Source organism: Janthinobacterium sp. 344, assembly GCF_900112025.1.
In the GTDB taxonomy this organism is placed as follows: domain Bacteria; phylum Pseudomonadota; class Gammaproteobacteria; order Burkholderiales; family Burkholderiaceae_D; genus Janthinobacterium.
In genome coordinates, this window is the sequence record NZ_FOKL01000005.1 from 413,923 (window position 1) to 435,931 (window position 22,009).

The following is a 22,009-nucleotide window of genomic DNA, read 5'->3' on the forward strand; positions in this document are numbered from 1 at the left end:
CGGGCAAATCAGGATGTCGCGTAGGCGGTCGTGCCACTGAGCTGGGCGCGCACCTGCCCCACGTCGCGCATGGGCGCGCGGCCGAACTGGCGGCTGTATTCGCGGCTGAACTGCGATTCGCTGGCGTAGCCGACGCGGTAGCCGGCCGTTCCCGCGTCGATCCGCTCGACCAGCATCAATCGACGCGCTTCCTGCAGCCGCAGCAGCTTCTGGTACTGCATCGGCGTCATGGCCGTAATCGCCTTGAAGTGGTGGTGCAGCGACGACATGCTCATGTTCGCCATGCCGGCCAGGTGTTCGATGCGCAGCGGCTGCGCGTAATGCACCTTGATCCAGTCGATGGCCTGCTTCACCTGGTGCGACTGGCTGCTGGCCAGCGCCATGTGGCGCAGGCGCGCGCCGACGGGGCCATTGAGCAGGCGGTACGTCAGTTCGCGGCGGATCAGCGGCGCCAGGGTGGCGATGTCCTCCGGCTTGTCGAGCAGGCGCACGAGGCGCAGCATGGCGTCGAGCAGCTCGGGCGAGACGTCGCTGACGGAGATGCCGCGCGTGGCGGGGATCAGCTTCTGCTGCGCCGCGCTGCCGCCGGCGCCGGCGCTTTCGCTGTCGAGCAGCGCGGCCACGTCGGCGATGTCGATGCCCAGCACCACGCACAGGTGCGGCGCCTCGACGCTCGCTTCCACCACGCGCACCTGCACCGGCAGGTCAACGGACGTCAGCAGATACTGCATGCGGCTGTAGTGAAAGGTGTCGCTGCCCAGGGTGACTTGCTTGCCCCCTTGCGCAATCAGCGCCACGCTGGGGCGCGCCGCGTGGAACAGCGATTCCGTCGTCGACGACTGGCGGTGGAAGGTCAGGTTGCCGATGGCCGTCGCGTAATCGCCGTTGCGCGGCGCGTGGCGGCTGATCAGGGCGGCGATTTCATCTTGGGGGAGGAGTGGTGTAGACATGGCGGCGAGTATGCATCAGGCGAAGACGGGCAGGGGATGATCTTACGCAGATTTGGAGGATCGTGCAAAGGTCTTGCAGGATCGCGGTAACGGGCGCGGCGCATTTGGCGCACACTGGCGCCATCGCTTGCATGGCACGCGTTTTTTCGTCACATCTTCCCGTTAAATCTTCATAGGAGTCTTCATGACCACCATCGCCAAAGGCTATGCCGCACTGGGCCCGACTTCCGCACTGCAGCCATTCTCGTTCGAGCGCCGCGCCCCGCGCGCCGACGACGTGGCCATCTCGATCAAATACTGCGGCGTATGCCATTCCGACATCCACCAGGCACGCGATGAATGGGGCGGCTCCGCCTTCCCGATGGTGCCCGGCCATGAAATCGCCGGCGTCGTCACGGCTGTCGGTGCCGACGTCACCAAGTTCAAGGTGGGCGACCACGTGGGCGTGGGCTGCTTCGTCGATTCGTGCACCACCTGCAAAACGCGCAACGTCGACCTGGAACAGTACATGCCAGGCCTGATCCAGACCTACAACGGCCTGGAAGCGGACGGCAAGACGGCCACGCAGGGCGGCTACTCGGACAGCATCGTCGTCAAGGAAGGCTATGTGCTGTCAATCCCCGACAACCTGCCGCTGGACGCCGCCGCGCCGCTGCTGTGCGCCGGCATCACGCTGTATTCGCCGCTGAACCACTGGAAAGCCGGTCCCGGCAAGCAGGTGGCGATCCTGGGCATGGGTGGCCTGGGCCACATGGGCGTGAAAATCGCCCACGCCATGGGCGCCGAAGTGACGGTGCTGAGCCAGACCCTGTCGAAGCGCGAAGACGGCCTGCGCCTGGGCGCCAGCCACTACTACGCCACCAACGACGCGGAAACGTTCACCAAGCTGGCCGGCACCTTTGATCTGATCATCTGCACCGTGGGCGCGGCCATCGACTGGAACCAGTACATCAACCTGCTGAAAGTGGACGGCAACATGGTCATCGTCGGCATCCCGGACGGCGCCGTGCCGCCCGTGAGCGCCTTCGGCCTGGTCGGCGCGCGCCGCAGCCTGTCCGGCTCCATGATCGGCTCTATCAAGGAAACCCAGGAAATGCTGGATTTCTGCGGCAAGCACAATATCGTCTCCGACATCGAGATCATCCGCATCCAGGATATCAACGAGGCGTTCGAGCGCGTCGTCAAGAGCGATGTGCGCTACCGTTTCGTCATCGACATGGCCTCTTTGTAACGCCCGAGAAAACGCCCAGGGCGTTGTTGCTCCGCCTCGCCGTACTATTCGTACTGTCTTCGGCGGGGCGCCTGGCTCTGGGCGTTTTTCGGGCGTTCCGGCGGCGCATGTTCCAGGTCAAAACCGGCATGCCGGCGTCGAGGAACTGGGGTCGGACCCTCGGGGTCCGACCCCCGCAGTTTCCCGGGGTGGCGTTTTGCCCATGTGGTCCCGTAGGTCGGATTGGCGCAGCGTAATCCGACAAACGCAGCACTCGCCGCAGGTCGGACAAGCGCGCAAGCGCATCATCCAACAATCATCCTGCAAGCATCCCCGATCCCCCATCTGCGCCCAAAATCAAGCTCCGACATCAATTTTTCTTTCCTTGCGTCAAAAATCGGCATAAAATGAAACCGTACGGTACAGTTTCACTACGTAGATTTAAAAAATCAGCCATCCCCGGCGTGTTGGCCTGGGCAGGGGAGGCGTCATGGATAAAAAATGGACACTTCAACACAGTATGGAGCGGCGGCGATCCCGCCCGGCTCCAGGGGCAAGCGCATGGCGCTGGCCGTTTTTGGCGTTTTTCTCGGGCTTTCCGGCCTGGCCCTGGCGGCCGGCGGCATTGAGCTCATCACCCTCGGTGGTTCCTGGTATTACCTGCTGGCCGGTCTCGGCCTGATTGTCGCCGGCGTGCTGTATCTGCGCCGCAAACCGCTGGCCAGCGCCATCGTCGCCGTGCTGATCGTCGCCACCATGCTGTGGGCCGTGTGGGAAATCGGCTTTGCCTTCTGGCCCATGGTGCCGCGCCTGGCGCCGTTGCTCGTCATCGGCCTGGTGGCCGCCCTCGTGCATCCATGGCTGGCGGGCCGCGCTCACAGCGGCCAGTCGCGCGGCTTCGCGGCCTTGTTCGCCGTGCTGCTGGTGGGCGGTTTCGCTGCCATGTTCAAGCCGCACGGCGTGACGGAAGCGGCAGTTACACCGCAGCAGGATGCCGTCGCGCTGACCAACGACGGCAGCGCCAACTGGGCGCACTATGCGAATGGGCCGGCAGGCACGCGCTTCGCGCCATTCACGCAGATCGACAAGCAGAACGTCGACAAGCTGCAGGTGGCCTGGAGCTACCGCACGGGCGAGCTGGCCGAGGGCGCGTCCGAATCGCAAAACACGCCGCTGCAGATCGGCGACACCATCTACACGTGCACGCCGACGAGCAAGGTCATCGCGCTCGACGCGGACACGGGCAAGGAACGCTGGAGCTACGATTCCCGGCCAGCCAACACCAAGACCTGGAACCGCTGCCGCGGCGTGGGCTACTACGAGCCAGCCACGGTGGATAAACCGTTCCGTTTCGAGGGCATGCAGGCGGCCGGCGCGCCGCAGGCGGGCGCGTGCGCCAAGCGCATCGTGCAAGTGACCATGGATGCGCGCCTGATCGAGATCGACGCGCAAACGGGCAAGCTGTGCGAAGATTTCGGCGACAAGGGCTCCGTCGACCTGATGACGGGCCTGGGCAAGGTGCGCGCCAACGTGCCGTACTACGCCTACACCTCGGCGCCGACCATCGCGCGCAATCTCATCATCCTTGGCGGCTGGGTCTTTGACGGCCGCTCCATCGACGAGCCGTCCGGCGTCGTGCGCGCCTACAGCGCCGACACGGGCGAGCTGGTCTGGGCCTGGGACCTGGGCAACCCGGCCATCACCAAGCTGCCGCCGCAAGGCCAGACCTACACGCGCAGCACGCCGAACATGTGGTCCACGCCTGCCGTCGACAATGAACTGGGCCTCGTGTATCTGCCACTGGGGAACGAGCAGCCCGACTTCTGGGGCGGCAAGCGTCCGCCGCTGACGGAAAAATATTCGTCGGCCATCGTCGCCCTCGACATGGCCACGGGCCGCGAACGCTGGACCTTCCAGACCGTCCATCACGACATCTGGGACTACGACGTGGCGGCCCAGCCGGCCCTGTACGACGTCCCGGACGGCAAGGGCGGCAAGACGCCCGCGCTGGTGCAGCTGACCAAGCGTGGCCAGATCTTCATGCTGGACCGCCGCACGGGCAAACCGATCGCCGATGTGGTGGAAAAGCCCGTGCCGCAAGAGCACGCGGCCGGCGACTGGGTGTCAAGAACGCAGCCATATTCCACCGGCATGCCGGCCCTCGGCGCGCAGACGCTGACGGAGCGCGACATGTGGGGCGCAACCTTCTTCGACCAGCTGGCGTGCCGCATCAGCTTCCGCAAGCTCAATTACCAGGGCGAGTTCACGGCGCCTGCCACCCGTGAAACCCTGATCTACCCGGGCTACTACGGCGGCTTCAACTGGGGCGGCGCGGCCGTCGATGAAAGCAACGGCTATATGTTCGTCAACGATATCCGCATGCCGCAAGTGGTCAAGCTGGTGCCGCGCGAAACGGTGGACGTGGCCAAGCTGACGTCGGGCCACGGCGTGGGCAGCACTTATCCGATGGATGGCACGCCGTTCGTCATCGACCACAAGGCCTTCAATTCGCCGCTGGGCATCCCGTGTCAAAGTCCGCCGTGGGGCGTGTTTGCCGCCATCGACTTGAAAACGCAGAAAAAGGTCTGGGAGCGCCCGGCCGGCACGGTGCAGGATGCCGTCATCAACGGCGTGCGCGCCAGCCTGCCGATCCCGCTGGGCATGCCGACCCTGGGCGGCGGCGTCAGCACGGCGTCCGGCCTGGTTTTCTATGCGGGCACGCAGGATTACTATCTGCGCGCCATGGATATCGCCACCGGCAAGGAAATCTGGAAGGCGCGCATGCCCGTCGGCTCGCAAGGCACGCCGATGACGTATGTGTCGCCCAAGTCGGGCCGCCAGTACGTGGTGGTGGTCGCGGGCGGCGCGCGCCAGAGTCCGGACCGCGGGGATTACGTGATAGCATACGCGCTTCCCAAGACACAGTAAGAGCCCGTTTCATGTCCCAGTTGCGCACCGTTCCAGCTTCTCCCAGTACTCGAAGCGAGGAGCGGCGGCGCAAGCTGCTGGTGGCGGCCGCGGACCTCTTCCTCGCCTCCGGCTACGATGGCGTCAGCATGGACGCCATCGTGGCCGAGGCGGGCGGCTCCAAGGCCACGGCCTACCGCTACTTTGGCAGCAAGCAGGAGCTGCTGGTGGCCGTGGTCGAGTACCTGTGCGCCGATTTCATCATCGACCTGCGCCAGCTCGATACGTCGCAAGCGGGGCTGGAGCAGGGCCTGCAGCTGATCCTCGATGAACTGGTGTCCGTCGTCACCAGCCCCCGCCACGTGGACTTTTATCGCCTCGTCGTCACGGGCGCCGCCGCCGTGCCGGCCGTGGGCCAGACCTGGTACGAACACGGCCCGCAAGTGTGGCATGCATTGATCCTGCGCCTGCTGGAACAGCAGCGCGCCCACGGCCGCATCGCCGCCGACACCTCGTTTTCCAACCTGCCGCAAATCCTCTTCGACGCCGTCTTCTCGCACCTGACCACGCGCACCGTGATGCTGGGGCAGGGCGGCAACGCGGCCACGTTCCGGCCCCTGATCGCGGAATTGATCGAGCTGGTGGTGGCGCGGGTGGCGCGCAGCGCGTAGGCCGGATCGGCGCGCCAGCGCGTCATCCGACGCCATGGTCGGCTGGAGAAGCAGGGGCGCTTGCTCAGTCCTTCAGGCTTCCGGTGCCGTCCACACCAGGTTCCACAGGTGGCCATCGATATCCTCGAAGCCCTGGTCATACATGAAGCCATGGTCTTCGGGCGGATGCGGCGTGCGGCCGCCGGCGGCAACGGCCTTGGCGATCAGGCTGTCCACCTCTTCCCGGCTGTCGCAACTGAGGCAAATGACGACTTCATTGGCTTGCCTGGCATTCGCGACCGGCTTGTCGATCAGGGACTGGAAGAAGGCTTCGGTCGTCAGCATGGCCTGGATGGTGCCGTCGACGATATTCATGAAGGCCGCGTTCTCTCCGCTGAAGCGGGCATCGAAGGTAAAGCCGAGGGCGGAAAAGAAGGCCCTGGATTTGTCCAGGTCCTTCACGGGCAGGTTGAGGATGATCTGTTTTTTCATGGCGTCTCCCTGGTCAGGTTGATGTGCGTAGACGGTCAATCATCTGACAGCGGCTGTCAGCGCAAGTTTGCTTCACTATGCCTGATCCGACATGCCGCGTTGTTCTCGCGCGCGGAACTGTTGGCCGACTGAACCAGGCTGGATGTCAGAAGCTGTCTGCCTCCCACGACTTCGGCTCGCCTACCGTGACCGGCATGACATCGCTGACGTCTATGGTGTAGCGGACGATGCGCATGACATGGCGGCTGCTTGCGGGATCAAAGAAGGCCAGCCTTACGTCCCAGTAATCGGAACCCGGGCGGCATATGGGGCTTTTCTCGACGGCGATGTTGGCCAACTGTCGGGAGCCGCTGCCACTGTCGGCAATCAGGTGTTGTGCGAGGGCCGTGGCCATCTGCGCGGCGGCGGTGGTGGCGGCGAAATTCATGGCCCGCTCGGACGGCGACAGGCCCAGGTTGCGGAAGTGGTAGCCCATCCGGTGCAGGAATTCGCGCAGGCCGATGCGCATTTTATGCACCTGTTCCGGCGGATGGTTGGCGCCCGCCGCATTGACTGCGTCCTCTATCACCTTGTTGACGTCCCAGCAATACAGCCCGCGCGCCAGCGCCGACACGACAGGCACCACCTGGCCCGAATACAGCCGCACCGTTTTCCCCGTCAAATAGCCGGGGAGCGAGACACGCTCGATGTAAGCGGTGTCGCCTTCCTCCTTCAGCTGGCCTTCCAGTGCAGCGGCCAGCTGCGCATAAATGTCTTGCGCGAACGGCTCGCCTGGTTCAATCGCGTACAGCGGCGTCTGCTCGATATTCAAGGTCCAGATCAACATGCGCGTTTCGACTTCGCGTTTTGCGAGGAAATTGAGCAATTGGCCGGGATTGAACGGGCTTTGATCGGGCCCCATCCGCTGGACAAAGGCATCCATGCGGGCCTGGGTGCCGAAATCATAGCCGATCCTGCCAAGCGCATAGATCAGCGACGTGCCGGATGGCGGCAAACCGCGCGCGGCCGATGCGCCGATGCCTGGCGTTCCTTGTTCATCATGCATACATGTTCTCCATCAATAATGAAGCAACGGCCGGTTGAATACGCAGCCGCCCGGCCTGGGATGGCGGCAATCCGACGCCGGATCGGGTGCGCATGGCAAGGCGCGCGTGCCAGGCGCCTCGCCCGCTTCTTTCGCAATCCGTACCTGCTCGCAGTCTGTCAACAGCTGGTGCACATCCATCGGCACGGTGACTGTCGCCGCGCACGCCACGGCTTGCAGAGTTGTCCGGCGGCGGGCGGCAAGTTGCTGTTGCGGCGCAGCGTGCGCCTGCGTGGTCAATCGATGCCGGCGCAGTCCCGTCGCCCTCGAAAAAGAGCGCTATGCCGTCGAAGCCCGAGCCGGATGCAAGGGCCTGGCTTGGTTCCGGAGCAGTCTGAGCGAGGTTGCCGTTCAGGTCGCAATACCATACTTGTGCTGCGTGGCCGCATACTGCTGCTTGAGCGACTCCAGCTTCGGATGCTTGGGGTCGATCTTGCGGATCACCTGCATCTGATGCTGCGCCTGTTCGGCCAGCGGCGCTTCCCAGCCCAGCATGTTGAGCTGGCGCAGGATGGCGTCGACGGAGGCGAACAGCACGGGCAGGTTGCCCGGCGTCTTGCGCAGGGCCTGGCGCAGCACGAAGACGGCTCCCTTGAGCTCTCCGCTTTCCGACTTGCTGGCCGCATCCTGCATCAGTTCCTGCACCTGGTTGCTGATCTGCTGGCCCATGCCCTGCGCCAGGTCGTGGCGCCCGGCTTTTTCAAACACGTCCACGGCTTCTTCCATCGTCACGTCGCTGTCCGCCTCGTTGACGAGTTTCAGCATGACGTCGGACGCGGCCTGCTCCAGGTTGTTTTTCAGGCAGCTCTGCACCAGGCCCACCTTCAGTTGCGTCGACAAGCCGCGCGCGTTGTCGAGGGCGGCGGCGGCCAGCTGCAGTTCGCTGGCGGCGGCGACGTCGTTGCCCGACAATTCATGCAGCATGGCGGCCGAGATGGCGCGGCACGCCTCCACGTTGGCGCCGCCGCGCAGCGAGCGCTCCATGTCGCGCAGCACGCCGCTCGCTTGCGGCGCGTCGCCTTTTTTTACCAGCGTTTTCACCAGGTTGACGTGGTCTTCCGGGTCGCGGAATTCAGAGTACTTCGCTTTCGTCACGACCTGCTTGTAGGCCCGTTCGGCCGCGCCGATGTCGCCCGTGTCAAACGCGATGCCGCCCAGGTGGCGCAGGCGGCGCACCATGTGCGGCGAAATGGCCACCGCGTCTTCGAGAATCTTCTTCGCCTGCAGTTGCTGGCCCATCGCTTCATGGTTCTGCGCCAGCAGGTCGTAGGCGGCCATGAAGCGGGGATAGCTTTCCACCAGTTCCATCAGCGCGTCCTGCGCCTCTTCGTGGCGCTGCTGCTCGAACAGGGTGCGCGCCAGCCCCAGGTGGGCCCAGGCCATGGGCCGCGTGGCCAGGGTATCGGCATAGATCTGCTCCGCCTCGCGCCATTCGCCCAGCGTGATGTGCAGTTCGGCGCGCAGGCGGGCGAAGTCGGCCGCCAGCCGCGGATGCTGCAGTTCGGCCGCGCGGCAGCTTTTCACGGCTTCGCGCAGGTCGCCCTTGTCGATCAGCTGGTAGGTGGGCAGGAAGAGGGCGCGGCGCTCGATGGCGCGCTCGATGCGCCCGCTCAGCACATCGACGGTGAACGGTTTTAGTATGTAGTCGGACGGGGTCAGCTCGGCCGCGCTGATCACCTTGCTGTGGATGGCTTCGGAGGTCAGCATGATGAAGATGGTCCACAGGCCGATCAGCTTATGGTGGCGCAGGTCTTCCAGCAGCTGCTGGCCATCCTGGCCGTCCGTGCCACTACCAAGATCGTATTCGCACAGGATGATGTCGAACGGTTTTTTCGTCAGCAGGCGGATGGCCGTGCCGGAATTGACGGCATATTCCACCTTGGTGATGGCCGCCTGGTTCAGCATATTGTGCAGATTGCCCCGCATGCTGGGGTTCGGGTCGACGATCAGGACAGATAAGTCGCTATGTTCTGGCATTGTTCAGCTCTCGTTCATCTGTTCGGGTCATTTGCGGGAACTCTTCTTATTTGTGGCGGCAAGGCAGTGCGCGCCTGAAAAAATTGTTTTTTATCAGCATACTGCAAAGCCGCCCGACACTGCCAGCAAAATGCAAGCTATCGAGCGCGGGGCACGGCGGCGTTGTATTTCACGGCGGCGTAGCCCGGCACATCCGCCGCCGCACGTGCATTTCCAAGCAGATAGTTCACTTGCATGATAGTATCCTAATTACAACTAATGTTGATTGCCGCGCTAGCTGGCGGCCAGGCTTGCGCAAGGCTGTACCGGGCGCTTTATCTCACTCTGGCGTCGAATCCCGTCATGCGTTTTCCTGATTTCTCTTCCCTGCGTCGCGTCGCCGTGCCCCTCGCGTTCGGCGGCAACAGCGAGCAGCAGCACACGTATTTCGCGGAACTGCACCGCGTCGGCATGGTCACGCAGCTGCTGGGCATCGTCGCCTACAGCCTGACCTGGCTGCTGATGCCGGCGCCGTTTCACCCCGACCTCACGCCTGCCGTGCTGGCGCTGCTGGGCATGCTGGCCAGCCTGGTCGTGCGCTACCGCTGCACCACCTTGCCGGTGCTCACCATCACGGGCGCCTGCGCCGTCCTGACCCTGACCTTCGGCTTGCGCACCATGGCCGATGCGATTGGCCACGCCAGCTTCTGGGTCTTGCCGGTGGGCGTCTTCATGACCCTGGCGATTGCCTCCATCTTCAATGGCGGCCTCAGCTACCTGGCCGTGGTGGCGGGCGTGTGGTGGAACGTGGGCCACGGCCTGTATCCCGTCAACGCGGGCTTGCCCGACGCATCGTGGGCGCCGCTGATGATCGCCGTCAGCGTGCTGTTCGGGCTGGCGCTGAATGTCAGCTTCAGCTTATTGCGTCTGCGCAACTACCACGCCAAGCAGGAATTGATGCGCCTGGCCTTCCAGGACAGCCTGACGGGCCTGAACAACCGCCGCATGTTCACGCAGCGCGCGCAGCAGATGCATGGCGCGCCGCATGGCGGCATGCTGCACTTCCTCATGATCGATATCGACGATTTCAAGATCATCAACGACCAGCAGGGCCACGATGCCGGTGACGAGGTACTGGTGCGCACGGCCGCCATCATCGCCGACAAGGCGCAAGGCCATTTGTGCGGCCGCCTGGGCGGCGAGGAATTCGGCATCGTCTACGCGGGCAGCCGCGAAGACGCGCGCGCGTTTGCCGGCGCCCTGGTCGACGCCGTCAGCCAGGCCTTTTTGGCCGTGCAGTTCGTCTCGATCAGCGTGGGCGTGGCGGAACTGGACCGGGGCAAGGAGCTGGGCCACAGCTACCGCCTGGCCGACGAAGCGCTGTACCTGGCCAAGCGCCAGGGCAAGAACCGCTACGTGGTCGCCTGACGCCGATCTGGTGTGTGCCTGGCGCGTGTTGTTGCAAGTTGGCAAAAAACTGCCGCTTGACGGGGCAAAATGCCCGTCAAGCCATAAGTTCCGGTAATAAAGCAGGGGTAAAACGGGTATAATGCGCGCAAAGGAAATTTGCCGTACGAAAGATATTGTCATACCTACCTTTAACCCGCAGCCACGCTGCATCAACCACCTTCCAATCATGTTGATACTGCCGGGTTCCAATGCCCTGTCCCATTTCCGTAGCCACCGTCTGTTAAGCCAACTGCAAGCCGTCTCGCCTGCGATCGTTGCCGTACAAGCACGCTATGTCCATTTCATCGATGCCAGCGCGCCCCTCACGGCCGACGACAGTACGCGCCTGGGCGCCTTGCTGACGTACGGCGAGCCGGCCCAGGCGGACAATACGGAAGGCGCTGCCGAAGAATTCTTCGTCATCCCCCGTTTCGGCACGATTTCGCCGTGGGCCTCCAAAGCCACCGACATCGCGCACAACTGCGGCATGGCGCACATCAAGCGCGTCGAACGCGGCATCGCCTTCCGCATCAACCTGAAATCGGGCATCCTGGGCAGCGCCATCGGCGCCGGCAAACTGACGGACGAGCAGGTACAGGCCGTGGCCGACCTGCTGCACGACCGCATGACGGAATCCGTGCTGCGCAGCGCCGACGACGCCAAGGACCTGTTCCGCACGCTGGAAGCGCGTCCGCTGGAATCGATCGACTTGCTGGGGCAGGGCAAGCGCGCGCTGGAAACGGCGAACGTCGAGCTGGGCCTGGCCATGTCGGAAGACGAAATCGACTACCTGGACGCCGCCTTCACCAAGGCCGGCCGCAACCCGACGGACGTGGAACTGATGATGTTCGCGCAGGCGAACAGCGAGCATTGCCGCCACAAGATCTTCAACGCGGACTGGACCATCGACGGCGTGGCGCAGCCCAAATCGCTGTTCGGCATGATCAAGAATACGCATGAACTGCAGCCGAAGGGCACCGTCGTCGCCTACAGCGACAATTCGTCCATCATGGAAGGCGCCACCGTGTCGCGCTTCTACCCGCGCGGTGCGAACCACGAATACGCGGCATCGACCGAACTGACGCACACCCTGATGAAGGTGGAAACGCATAACCACCCGACGGCCATCTCTCCATTCCCCGGCGCCTCCACGGGCGCGGGCGGCGAGATCCGCGACGAAGGCGCGACGGGCCGCGGCGCCAAGCCGAAGGCCGGCTTGACGGGTTTCACGGTATCGAATTTGTCGCTGCCGGACGCCGTGCGCAGCTGGGAAACGGCCGCTTCCGTGACGGCGCCATTGGCGTCGCGTACTGACGCGGATCAATACGGCAAGCCGGAGCGCATCGCTTCGCCGTTGCAGATCATGATCGAAGGCCCGTTGGGCGGTGCCGCGTTCTCGAACGAATTCGGCCGTCCCGTATTGGGCGGCTACTTCCGCACGTATGAACAGAACGTGGGCACCGACAAAGATGCCGTCTTCGGCTACCACAAGCCCATCATGATCGCGGGCGGCATCGGCAATATCTCGGCGCAGCACACGCACAAGAACGACATCCCCGTCGGCAGCCTGCTGGTGCAGCTGGGTGGCCCGGGCATGCGCATCGGCATGGGCGGCAGCGCCGCTTCGTCGATGACGACCGGCAGCAACACGGCCGACCTGGACTTCGACTCCGTCCAGCGCGGCAATCCGGAAATGGAACGCCGCGCCCAGGAAGTCATCAACGCCTGCTGGCAAATGGGCGCGGACAATCCGATCATCTCCATCCACGACGTGGGTGCGGGCGGCTTGTCGAACGCCTTCCCGGAAATCACCAACGACGCCAAGCGCGGCGCGATTTTCGACCTGCGCAAGATCCCGCTGGAAGAATCGGGCATGGCGCCGAAGGAAATCTGGAGCAATGAGTCGCAGGAACGCTACGTCCTGGCCATCGCGCCGGAAAGCCTGCCCTTGTTCAAAGCCATGTGCGAACGCGAACGCTGCCTGTTCGCCGCCGTGGGCGTGGCCACCGAAGAGCGTCAACTGAAATTGATCGATCCGGAACTGGGCAACGAGCCGGTCGACATGCCGATGGACGTCTTGCTGGGCAAGCCGCCGAAGATGCAGCGCGACGTGGTCCACGTGGCCAACGATTTCCCTGCCATTGATCTCACCGGCATGGACCTGGTGGACGTGGCGCAAAAAGTGCTGCTGCTGCCGACCGTGGCCGACAAATCGTTCCTGATCACCATCGGCGACCGCAGCGTGGGCGGCATGACCGTGCGCGACCAGATGGTGGGACCATGGCAAGTGCCAGTGGCCGATTGCGCCGTCACCACCATGAGCTTCGAGGGGTATCTGGGCGAAGCGATGGCCATGGGCGAACGCACGCCGCTGGCCGTCATCGACGCGGCAGCCTCGGGCCGCATGGCCGTGGGCGAAGCCGTCACCAACATCGCCGCCGCCGCCATCAGCGATATCAGCGATATCAAACTGTCCGCCAACTGGATGGCCGCTTGCGGCCAGCCTGGCCAGGACGCCGCCCTGTACGACACGGTGAAAGCCGTGGGCATGGAGCTGTGCCCGGCGCTGGGCATCAGCATCCCCGTCGGCAAGGATTCGCTGTCGATGCGCACGACGTGGAAAGACGAGGGCACAGGCGCGGCGAAATCCGTCACGTCGCCAGTGTCGCTGATCGTCTCCTCGTTCGCGCCAGTGACGGACGTGCGCAAGTCGCTCACGCCGCAGCTGAAAACGGACCAGGGCGACACGTCCCTGATCCTGATCGACCTCGGTCGCGGCAAGAACCGCCTGGGCGCCTCGGCGCTGGCGCAAGTGTTGCAGCAGTTGGGCAATGAAACGCCGGACGTCGACAGCGCGGAAGACCTGAAAGGCTTCTTCGCCGCCATCCAAAAACTGAACAGCGACGACAAGCTGCTGGCCTACCATGACCGTTCGGACGGCGGCCTGTACGCCACCCTGACGGAAATGGCCTTCGCCGGCCACACGGGCATGTCCGTCAACCTCGACATGCTGACCATGGAAGGCGAGCATTCCAGCGACTGGGGCGACGCCAAGAACTGGGCCGGTCAGGTGGCGGAACGCCGCAACGAACTGACCCTGCGCGCCCTGTTCAGCGAAGAGCTGGGCGCCGTGATCCAGGTGCGCGCGGAAGAAAAATCGCTCGTCATGGACGTGCTGCGCACGTTTAATCTGGGCGCCTGCAGCCATATCATCGGCAAATTGAACGACCGTGACGTGATCGAATTCACGCGCGACGCCAAGCTCATTTACACCCAGCCGCGCGCGGACCTGCACCGCCTGTGGAGCGAAACGAGCTGGCGCATCGCCCGCCTGCGCGACAATCCTGCCTGCGCGGACGCCGAATACGACCGCCTGCTGGACGTGCAGGACCCGGGCATGTCGCCAATCGTCACCTTCGACCAGAACGAGAACATCGCCGCGCCATTCATCGCCACCGGCGTGCGTCCGCGCGTCGCCATCCTGCGCGAGCAGGGCGTCAACTCGCACATCGAGACGGCCTACGTGATGCACCAGGCAGGCTTTGCAGCCGTCGATGTGCACATGAGCGACCTGATCGCCGGCAGAGTCAAGCTGGACGACTTCCAGGGCGTCATCGCCGTGGGCGGCTTCTCGTACGGCGACGTGCTGGGCGCGGGCGAAGGCTGGGCGAAGACGATCCTGTTCAACGCCAGCCTGGCGGAACAGTTCGCGCGCTTCTTCAACCGCACGGACAGCTTCGGCCTCGGTATCTGCAACGGCTGCCAGATGATGAGCAATTTGAAATCCATCATCCCCGGCGCCCACGCCTGGCCGAAGTTCACGCGCAACAAGTCGGAGAAATTCGAAGGCCGCTTTGCCATGGTCGAAGTGATGGACTCCCCATCGATCTTCTTCAACGGCATGGCCGGCACCCAAGCCGGCATCGCCATCGCCCACGGCGAAGGCTACGCCGACTTCTCGCAAACGGGCGACATCACCCAGGTCACCAAAGCCATGCGTTTTGTGGACAACAAGGGCTCCGCCACCGAAGCGTATCCATACAACCCGAACGGCTCGCCGGAAGGCATCACCTCCGTCACCACGCCGGACGGCCGCTTTACAGTGTTAATGCCGCACGCGGAGCGCGTGTTCCGGTCAGTCCAGCAGTCGTACCACCCTGAAGCATGGGGCGAGGATTCGCCGTGGATGCGCATGTTCAGGAATGCACGGAAGTTTGTGGGGTAATTAGTTGCGTTACTTGCGGCTCGGCGTCTTGGTTCAAGGCGCTGCTGCTGGGGTAGGAATGAGAAAGCCGCTGTCGGGAGACAGCGGCTTTTTTTATACTTTATGAAATCTAGAGATCCACTCCACAGAATCTAGTGTTCTTGTCCATGCCATTCTCTTTCGCCCACCTCAAAACTTCCCTATGTAGTGTCATAAGATAGTCTTCATCTTCTTGTATTTTATCCTTGTCAAAAGGATTATGTTGTTCGCTACTAATTAAATCATATAAGAGTTTTTCAACTTTTGAACCGGCATTTGCATCGTTTTTTGTGAAGTTGTAAGCGTTAAGTGGTTTATCTTTTGACTCTTCATCGCCGCCAAGGTAACGCTCAAAGTCTGGAATGCTTACCCTATGCCTAACTGCAATCCCAGATTCTCGAGCACCTGTAACTGCGTCACTAATTTTTTTGTTTTCTGTCCACATTCCATTTTTTGCACCATCTTTTCTATATGGTGGATCACAGTCATGTACTATCCCAAAGCCGATTTTAAAGTGTTTAAGTACTTTTATTAAGGGAATTAAAATTGCCTTTCCTCGCGCCCTTATGATTGTTATTTTGTCCATTAAATCATGATTTTTCTCAATTATTGATGACATGAATGCCGCGTGTTCTGTATCGCCTTCGACTAAAACCGGATAAGAACCAAAAAATATTTCCGCAAAACTTGGATCAATATGTTGAAGTGCTTGCAGTCGCTGTTTTTCATCTTCTTTAAATTCGATGTGATCTGATCGATAGGTTTTCGGGCTTATTGGCTTCCCATCTTCTCCGGCACGTTCCAATCGAACAACTGTTGTGTGATCTTCAAATGGATTTATGAAATATGGAGAATGGGTTGTCATCATTACTTGCCAGTCCGGACTCGCACCTAGCTTATATAGGTGTCTTTGTGCGGCTCTAGCTGCCATTGGATGAAGCGCGTTTTCAGGTTCGTCAATTAAGAGGAGATAACCAGGAAGGGATGGGTCCTCTGGATTTTCGGGAATAGGAGCCCCTGCGTTGTGCGCTGCAAGTAGCGCTTCTGCTGCACCCAGTTTTTCAGCATATTCCGCCAAAATTTCAACGGTCTCTTTTTTGGGTTTCTTTTTCTTTTCCGCTAAATCTTTCTCCAACTTCTTTTTGAATTCATCACGAATTTCTTTAAGTCGAGTCATTTCGTTGTGTACTTGTAGCATTGACCAAAATAGGGCCCGTCGTGCACCAGTACCTTGTTGATTTAACGAGGTTGAAATTTCCCCGTCTTCAATGAGTAATCCAGACCCTTTTTTTACTAGATCTTCAATCTTTGGTGTAAATGGCGCTGCGCCTATGTTTAAATGAACGCCAAGTGAAGGGAATACGCCTTTGAATCCGTGCGTAACTTGTTCAGCAATAGAATTAAATGTTTTTTCGTGATTGGAACTTAAGCCATTTATTTTTTCAGTGACGCTAGTTATCGCCTTTGAAAGTTCTGATTGTGAATTCATGCGCTCCGCTTCCAAACTAGCAATGAGAGGGGTGAGTGCTAAGGTTAAAAGCATTTCTTCTGTTTTTTCTGCGTCATCTAGTGAGCCTATACGTAGAGGGCGAGGCAGGCGAGCTGAAAAAACATTATCTAGTCCAGCAGCCTTTTTTTCTGAATCCCAATCGCCTTCTTCATTATCCCCACCTTTTGGGTTCCATGTTGTCCTTATTTTGTCATAGTTGGGTGCTAGCCACTGCCATCGACTTCTTACAATTCTAAGGCCATCAACGTCGATTTTCCACGCTGCATCTATATTTGCAATTCCATCTGGAATATGGACATCTAAAATTATTTCTGAAATTTGTTCTTCGCTGGATAGTAAATTTCTGTCTCTTTTTTCATCAAAGTTAATAGTCCCTTTGGCTAACTCGTAGGATCGCAAAATTGTTGATTTTCCGGCATTGTTTTTTCCTACCAGGCAAACGACTTTATCAAGTGCTATTTCGATACCTTCATTGTTGATGCACCCAATATTTCGAACTTCCATTCTTGTTAGTTTAGACCGGTTTTTATCTTCTGCCATGACTCTCTCTCTTTATATATCTTATTGAACTACGAGAATTTATACGTTTCAGTTTTAAAGATACTTCGCCACCCCCACAATCACCACCGCCGACGGCACCAGCAAAAACTGCGCAATCAGCGTGCCCACCAATCTGCTTCCCACCAGCCACACCACCGCTCGCCTGAACTGCGATTCTTCGATCTTGCCTTCGATGACGTCATCCGTCATGCCCGACATGTGCGGGTCGATGAAGACGGCCATCATGATGGTGGCGCCGCCGTTGATGATTGATGACAGCGTGCTGGAGGTCACGCGCACGCTGGGGTCGAGCACGCCCGCGTACAACGCCGCAAAGACGCCCACCGTCCACAGGGCCGTGGCGATGACGTTCATGGCCGTCATTGAAATAGATACGCCGGATTTTTCGCGCAGGCCCATGACGTTGGCGGGCTTGGGCAGGCTGGCGGAAGTCTTGAGGTAGGACAAGCCGCCCTTGAAGACGGCGTGCAGCAGCAGTTTCGGTACCGACCTGTGAACCTGGAAGTGCTCGACGGCGCGGCAGAAGGCGCGCTGGAAGGTGGGGATCAGGATGGCGCCCAATATCGTCGCCAGGCTGGCGGAGAACAGCAGCCAGCGGAAGTCTATCAATAGCGTGCTGGCGGCGACATGCTGGTCGATGCCCGTTTCCACGCGCTTGGCGAGGAAGGGGCCGAGGAAGGAATTCGACGTGCGCGACAGCAGCATCAGAATGCTGAATAGGGCCAGCGATACGGCGATGCGCCGCGTGCGGATGCCGGCGATGCGCACGGAGTAGGCGAGGGTGCCGATGAGGTGGATGATGAACGTCAGTGCGCAAATCAACAACAATTGCTTGTCCATCACAACCTTGCATTAAAGAAAATGTAATTCCATGCTGCCATGAAGTTACTTATTTTTCAACTGCAAAGAAGTTAATTTTCGTGTTAATTGGGTTTCGTGGTGTTTTGTGTGTTTGTAGGCAGTCGGCTGTCTTTCGCCCCAAGGCAGAAACTGGGGTCAGACCCTTAGGGTCTGACCCCGGCCCTTGCTCTGGGTTTTGCCATGCTTTCATCAGAGGCAAGGCTTGTTCCCGCCGCTTGCAATTCAGGCATGCGCCCTCAGTTGGGTAGGAGTGGCAGCGTAGCGCTGCCGCACCCACACCAACCCGGAGGTACACCATGAGTTTCGATTCTTTTCTGTCCAAACTGAAGACCAAAGCCAGCGAACTGAAAACCGAGGCCTTGAAGTACAAGAACAAGGATTTCCTGAACGCCGCGATGGCGGGCTCGGCCCTGATCGCCATGGCCGACGGCAGCGTCAGTGCGGAAGAGAAGCAGAAGATGGTGAAGTTTATTGAAAGCAATGACGCGCTGTCCGTATTTACCACCACGGACGTGATCAAGGCTTTCCAGGAATATGTCGGTCAGCTGGAATTCGACAAGGATATCGGCGAAGCCAAGGCCTACCAGGCGCTGGGCAGGATGAAGTCGAATGTGGAGGCGTCGCGCCTGCTGGTGCGCATGATTATCGCCGTCGCTTCATCGGACGGCAATTTCGACGCCAACGAGCAGCGCGTGGCCAGCAAGATCGCGCGCGAGCTGGGCTTGACCCCGACGGAGTTCGAGCTGCAGTAAAACCGGGCCAGCCGGCCCCGGCTGGCTTAACTCTTGTCCCACCACGGCGGCGTGCTTGACGACCAGGGGCACGCCATGTCCACTTCGCTGATCCTGTAGCGGATCTCGATCACCTGGCCTGGGCTGAAGGGACCGCGTTTCCAGTCGCCGGAATCAAAGACGTAGCCTTTGCCCTTGATGCAAAGACTGGTCGGATGGTTGCCGATGGGACCGGTCGAGTGCAGGGTGACGCGCACTTCGCCGTTGGCGTCCAGCGGGGCGTCGCCGCCCATGAACAGGGCATCCGAGCCGACGTCGCAGACAGTGGTGCTGCCTATCTTGCTGCAGTACTTGATATACGTTTCTTGGCGCGCCTGGGCCAGGTAATTGTCGTGCCGCATCGGCTTGCCATCGTCATAGGTAAAGCGCAGGATGACTTGCGTGGGCTCGCTGGCCGGATGGCGCGTGGTGCTGGTGCAGGCGGCGCTGACCAGGGCCAGCAGGGGCCAGGCCAGCAGGCGCAAGCCGCGCCCCAGGTACTGCGCCAGGCGGATGGGCATCTTTTTAGTCTGAGTCATGCTGCTCCATGGAGTGGCTGCGGCGTCATCGCGGCGAAGGCGGCGATCATAGCATGCAGACATTTTTCCACGCAGCACGACTGCGCGCCGCGATCGGCCGTGCCGCCATCTGTTCCGGCCGCATGCTGGCCAGCTCGGACCTCGGGCTTGCGCTCGAAGGCGCCGAACGGCGTGCGGCGTTTTTCATGGCGGACTCTCCTTCCGGGTGCATGGGCTGGCACCCTGGTGGATCTTGGCGATCAGTTCGCCCTGGCGCGCCGTGCCGGTCTTGTCGTAGATGTGGTGCAGATGCGTCCTGACGGTGTTGATGGAGACGCCCGTATCGGCGGCGATGCGGTCGATGGCGGCGCCTTGCGCCAGCGCCTGGGCGACCAGCGCTTCGGCTTGCGTCAGGTCAAACAGCTGTTGCAGCGCGGGGATGGCGACGGCTGGCGCCTGCGGGTCGCGCGCCAGCACCAGGGCGCACGGGCGCTGGCCGGACTGGCCTTGCGGCGGACGGAAGGGCGCCACCGTCAGGCACAGGTCGGGCGCGCCCGGGCGCGGCAGGCGCAGGGCGCTGGCCACGGGCGCGGCGATCCGTTTGCCGTGGCCAGCGCCGATGGCTTGCCGCACGGCTTGCGCCAGTTGCGGCAGCGCGCACCAGCGGGGACTGCCGCCAGCGGGACCATGCAGGCTGCGCTCCAGGCCCGCACCGAACAGGGCCAGCGCGCTGGCGTTGGCGTAGACCACGTCGAGCCGGCCGTCCACCAGCAGCACGGCCGTGTCGAGCGAATCGAGCGCCGCGCGCGTGGTGCGCTCCTGCATGCCGCTGCGGGCCAGGCGGGCGCGGATGCGCAGGGCGCGCTGCAAATGCGGCAGCAGGGCCTGCAATTGCGCCTGCACCAGCGGGCTGTCCGCAAACGGCCCCTGCGCGCGCTGGCGGTGCACGCCCAGCAGCGCCACTTCGCCGGGCGCGACGGAAAAGGCCGTGCCGATCACGTGGTACAAGTCATGCGGACGGCAGAAATCGGCATAGAATTCCGTGCGTTCCAATGTGCCGGGCGGGATATGCTGGTCGCTGGCGTGGATCTGGTCCATGCCCAGCCGAAATGCCCATTCGGCCCAGACGTCGTGCTGCCAGTAATATGCCTCATAGGCGTCGACGGCGGCGTGGTCGAAGTTGCGCGTGGGACTCAGCAACTGCGCGCCGCTGTCGTTTTCCAGGATCACGATGGCGTCGCTGGCGCCGCCGAACGCATCGGCCAGGTCGCGGCACAGCCGCGGCCACAGCGCATCGTCGAGCGCCGCGTCATACAGGCGGGCGATCAATGCCTCCTGCCGCGCTGTCAGCGGATTGCCCATGGTGCCAGCTTGCCCCTGATCTCTGCCATCAGCGGCCCGGAAACGCCAGCGTGGCCAGGTGCTCGCCCTGCGTGCCGCCGTCCGCCAGCCGGCGCGCCGGCACCACCATCACCAGTTCGCCGCCCACGCTGCCATCGGCGTGATGGTCGATGCGCACTTTCAGCTGGCGGTCCAGCGCGACAAAGGCATTGCGGCCGGTGGCGACGATGCGGTGCTCGGGCTGCTTGCCGATGCGCGCATACATGATGCTGCCGGCGCGGCGCAGCTGCAGGGTGTCGCCATTCGACAGGTCGTAGGCGCCCGCGAATTGCTGGAAGTCTTCACGCAGCATGTGGCGCGGCTGCGCCGGCACCTCGATGCGCAGCGCGTGGCCCGGCACTTCCACGGTGCTGTCTGGCGGCAGGGTTTGCGCGTGCGCCGCCATGCCGGTGGCGGCCAGGCCCAGCAGCGTGCCCAGGATGATGGTTCTCATGATGTTCTCCCTCGATGGTTGCGTGCCCCTGGCGCGCGGCCCGGTCGGGCGGGGCGTGAGGCTGGAGCCAGTCTAGGCAAGGGCGCGGCGCGGCGCATCATTCATCCGAATGAGACGGGGATGGATATTTGCAGGGAGCTGGTGCGTGGAATGGCGCCACGGCCTTCCGTGCGTAGACCAAGTTAGGACAGATTCCTGCCTCAGGCAAAGTCGACCGCAGCAACGCTGCGTTCAAGAATATTGCCGCAACGCAATCTCGCGCGAGCAATGCCGGCCCATGATGTAAGATTCGCACTATGTCCGATTTCACATTTACCGATTGCCCATGAGTTCAATAATGATTCCCGACGTCGCCCTGGTCGACAATACCGAACAACGCACGCCGCTGGTGCTCGTGCTCGATTGCTCCGGCAGCATGGATGGCGAACCCATTTCCTTGCTGAACGAAGGCCTGGCCTTGCTGGAACAGGAACTCAAGTCCGACGTGATCGCCGCCAAGCGCGTGCGCATCCTGGTGATTCAATATGGGGCGCACGATGAAGCCGTGGTCGCCAGCAACTGGTGCGACGCCATGGATTTCACGGCGCCCCGGTTGGAAGCGAACGGCACCACGCCGACCGGCGCCGCCGTCGAGCTGGCCCTGGCCGAGATCGAGCAGGAAAAGCAGCGCTTCCGCCAGGCGGGCGTGGCCTACACGCGGCCGTGGCTGTTCCTGATGTCGGACGGCGAGCCGACGGACCGCTGGCAGCACGGCGCCGAGCAGGCGCGCGCGGCCGAACAGGCCAATAAAGTGGCGATCTTCCCCATCGGCGTGGGCGACCACGCGAATATCGCTACCCTGGGGCAGTTTTCCAGCCGGGGCGAACGGGGCGTGAAGCAGCTGAAAGGCTTGCAGTTCCGCGAACTGTTCCTGTGGCTGAGCGCCAGCATGCAAGTGGTGTCGCAATCGCGCCCAGGCGCGCAGGCGCAGCTGGCGTCGACGGACGGCTGGTCCGTTGTGAATACGTGAAAGCG

16 protein-coding genes are annotated in these 22,009 nt (G+C 61.8%); 7 read left to right on the plus strand and 9 right to left on the minus strand.

What is annotated here, in order from left to right:
• Positions 1-8 precede the first annotated feature (8 nt).
• The gene (locus tag BM193_RS16175) at positions 9-950 is read right to left on the minus strand and encodes an AraC family transcriptional regulator (RefSeq protein WP_092797481.1); all 942 of its coding nucleotides are present in this window, start codon (positions 948-950) and stop codon (positions 9-11) included.
• A gap of 184 nt (positions 951-1,134) precedes the next feature.
• Between BM193_RS16175 and BM193_RS16180 the strand changes: the two genes are divergently transcribed.
• The 3 genes from BM193_RS16180 (at position 1,135) to BM193_RS16190 (ending at position 5,738) form a co-directional block, all read left to right on the plus strand.
• Positions 1,135-2,181 (plus strand): NAD(P)-dependent alcohol dehydrogenase, encoded by a 1,047-nt coding sequence (locus BM193_RS16180; protein WP_092797482.1) that lies wholly within the window; start codon positions 1,135-1,137, stop codon positions 2,179-2,181.
• Between the two features lie 480 nt (positions 2,182-2,661).
• The gene (locus BM193_RS16185) at positions 2,662-5,088 is read left to right on the plus strand and encodes a membrane-bound PQQ-dependent dehydrogenase, glucose/quinate/shikimate family (RefSeq protein ID WP_254786271.1); all 2,427 of its coding nucleotides are present in this window, start codon (positions 2,662-2,664) and stop codon (positions 5,086-5,088) included.
• A gap of 11 nt (positions 5,089-5,099) precedes the next feature.
• Entirely contained in the window at positions 5,100-5,738 is a 639-nt protein-coding gene (locus BM193_RS16190) for a TetR/AcrR family transcriptional regulator (RefSeq protein ID WP_092797484.1), read from the plus strand.
• Positions 5,739-5,810: 72 nt separating this feature from the next.
• Here BM193_RS16190 and BM193_RS16195 read toward each other — a convergent pair whose 3' ends face one another.
• From BM193_RS16195 to BM193_RS16205, 3 genes are all read right to left on the minus strand, one after another.
• Positions 5,811-6,209, minus strand: a complete 399-nt coding sequence (locus tag BM193_RS16195) for a VOC family protein (RefSeq protein ID WP_092797485.1) — start codon at positions 6,207-6,209, stop codon at positions 5,811-5,813.
• 145 nt (positions 6,210-6,354) lie between these two features.
• Complete coding sequence (locus tag BM193_RS16200) at positions 6,355-7,254, minus strand: cyanobactin maturation protease PatG family protein (RefSeq protein ID WP_092797486.1); 900 nt, start codon at positions 7,252-7,254, stop codon at positions 6,355-6,357.
• A 390-nt stretch (positions 7,255-7,644) separates the two neighbouring features.
• Complete coding sequence (locus tag BM193_RS16205) at positions 7,645-9,270, minus strand: tetratricopeptide repeat-containing response regulator (protein ID WP_092797487.1); 1,626 nt, start codon at positions 9,268-9,270, stop codon at positions 7,645-7,647.
• A 342-nt stretch (positions 9,271-9,612) separates the two neighbouring features.
• Between BM193_RS16205 and BM193_RS16210 the strand changes: the two genes are divergently transcribed.
• Positions 9,613-10,677, plus strand: coding sequence for a GGDEF domain-containing protein (locus BM193_RS16210; RefSeq protein ID WP_175533313.1), 1,065 nt, complete (start codon positions 9,613-9,615; stop codon positions 10,675-10,677).
• A gap of 208 nt (positions 10,678-10,885) precedes the next feature.
• Positions 10,886-14,923 carry a phosphoribosylformylglycinamidine synthase gene (gene purL / locus BM193_RS16215; protein ID WP_092797489.1) on the plus strand — a complete coding sequence of 1,346 codons (4,038 nt, stop codon included), beginning with the start codon at positions 10,886-10,888 and terminating at the stop codon, positions 14,921-14,923.
• Positions 14,924-15,032: 109 nt separating this feature from the next.
• Here purL and BM193_RS16220 read toward each other — a convergent pair whose 3' ends face one another.
• Entirely contained in the window at positions 15,033-16,991 is a 1,959-nt protein-coding gene (locus BM193_RS16220) for an ATP-dependent nuclease (protein WP_092797490.1), read from the minus strand.
• A gap of 54 nt (positions 16,992-17,045) precedes the next feature.
• The gene (locus BM193_RS16225; RefSeq protein ID WP_092797491.1) at positions 17,046-17,852 is read right to left on the minus strand and encodes a lipid II flippase Amj family protein; all 807 of its coding nucleotides are present in this window, start codon (positions 17,850-17,852) and stop codon (positions 17,046-17,048) included.
• A 317-nt stretch (positions 17,853-18,169) separates the two neighbouring features.
• Between BM193_RS16225 and BM193_RS16230 the strand changes: the two genes are divergently transcribed.
• The gene (locus BM193_RS16230; RefSeq protein WP_092797492.1) at positions 18,170-18,625 is read left to right on the plus strand and encodes a tellurite resistance TerB family protein; all 456 of its coding nucleotides are present in this window, start codon (positions 18,170-18,172) and stop codon (positions 18,623-18,625) included.
• 26 nt (positions 18,626-18,651) lie between these two features.
• Here the strand turns inward: BM193_RS16230 and BM193_RS16235 are convergent, their stop codons facing one another.
• The 3 genes from BM193_RS16235 to BM193_RS16245 form a co-directional block, all read right to left on the minus strand.
• Positions 18,652-19,182, minus strand: a complete 531-nt coding sequence (locus BM193_RS16235; RefSeq protein ID WP_139176099.1) for a hypothetical protein — start codon at positions 19,180-19,182, stop codon at positions 18,652-18,654.
• 183 nt (positions 19,183-19,365) lie between these two features.
• Positions 19,366-20,523, minus strand: coding sequence for a helix-turn-helix transcriptional regulator (locus tag BM193_RS16240; RefSeq protein ID WP_092797494.1), 1,158 nt, complete (start codon positions 20,521-20,523; stop codon positions 19,366-19,368).
• A 28-nt stretch (positions 20,524-20,551) separates the two neighbouring features.
• Positions 20,552-20,995 (minus strand): hypothetical protein, encoded by a 444-nt coding sequence (locus tag BM193_RS16245; protein ID WP_092797495.1) that lies wholly within the window; start codon positions 20,993-20,995, stop codon positions 20,552-20,554.
• 325 nt (positions 20,996-21,320) lie between these two features.
• Between BM193_RS16245 and BM193_RS16250 the strand changes: the two genes are divergently transcribed.
• A complete protein-coding gene (locus tag BM193_RS16250) occupies positions 21,321-22,004 on the plus strand; it encodes a vWA domain-containing protein (protein ID WP_092797496.1) in 684 nt (227 codons plus the stop codon).
• The last annotated feature ends 5 nt before the right edge of the window (positions 22,005-22,009 follow it).

Bases quoted from the DNA above. Each gene is read 5' to 3' on its own strand.
- BM193_RS16205 (WP_092797487.1), bottom strand. From the start codon at position 9,270: ATGCCAGAACATAGCGACTTATCTGTCCTGATCGTCGACCCGAACCCC.
- BM193_RS16200 (WP_092797486.1), bottom strand. From the start codon at position 7,254: ATGCATGATGAACAAGGAACGCCAGGCATCGGCGCATCGGCCGCGCGC.
- BM193_RS16250 (WP_092797496.1), top strand. From the start codon at position 21,321: ATGAGTTCAATAATGATTCCCGACGTCGCCCTGGTCGACAATACCGAA.
- BM193_RS16185 (WP_254786271.1), top strand. From the start codon at position 2,662: ATGGACACTTCAACACAGTATGGAGCGGCGGCGATCCCGCCCGGCTCC.
- BM193_RS16245 (WP_092797495.1), bottom strand. From the start codon at position 20,995: ATGAGAACCATCATCCTGGGCACGCTGCTGGGCCTGGCCGCCACCGGC.
- BM193_RS16180 (WP_092797482.1), top strand. From the start codon at position 1,135: ATGACCACCATCGCCAAAGGCTATGCCGCACTGGGCCCGACTTCCGCA.
- BM193_RS16175 (WP_092797481.1), bottom strand. From the start codon at position 950: ATGTCTACACCACTCCTCCCCCAAGATGAAATCGCCGCCCTGATCAGC.
- BM193_RS16225 (WP_092797491.1), bottom strand. From the start codon at position 17,852: ATGGACAAGCAATTGTTGTTGATTTGCGCACTGACGTTCATCATCCAC.
- BM193_RS16210 (WP_175533313.1), top strand. From the start codon at position 9,613: ATGCGTTTTCCTGATTTCTCTTCCCTGCGTCGCGTCGCCGTGCCCCTC.
- BM193_RS16220 (WP_092797490.1), bottom strand. From the start codon at position 16,991: ATGGCAGAAGATAAAAACCGGTCTAAACTAACAAGAATGGAAGTTCGA.
- BM193_RS16230 (WP_092797492.1), top strand. From the start codon at position 18,170: ATGAGTTTCGATTCTTTTCTGTCCAAACTGAAGACCAAAGCCAGCGAA.
- purL (WP_092797489.1), top strand. From the start codon at position 10,886: ATGTTGATACTGCCGGGTTCCAATGCCCTGTCCCATTTCCGTAGCCAC.
- BM193_RS16235 (WP_139176099.1), bottom strand. From the start codon at position 19,182: ATGACTCAGACTAAAAAGATGCCCATCCGCCTGGCGCAGTACCTGGGG.
- BM193_RS16240 (WP_092797494.1), bottom strand. From the start codon at position 20,523: ATGGGCAATCCGCTGACAGCGCGGCAGGAGGCATTGATCGCCCGCCTG.
- BM193_RS16195 (WP_092797485.1), bottom strand. From the start codon at position 6,209: ATGAAAAAACAGATCATCCTCAACCTGCCCGTGAAGGACCTGGACAAA.
- BM193_RS16190 (WP_092797484.1), top strand. From the start codon at position 5,100: ATGTCCCAGTTGCGCACCGTTCCAGCTTCTCCCAGTACTCGAAGCGAG.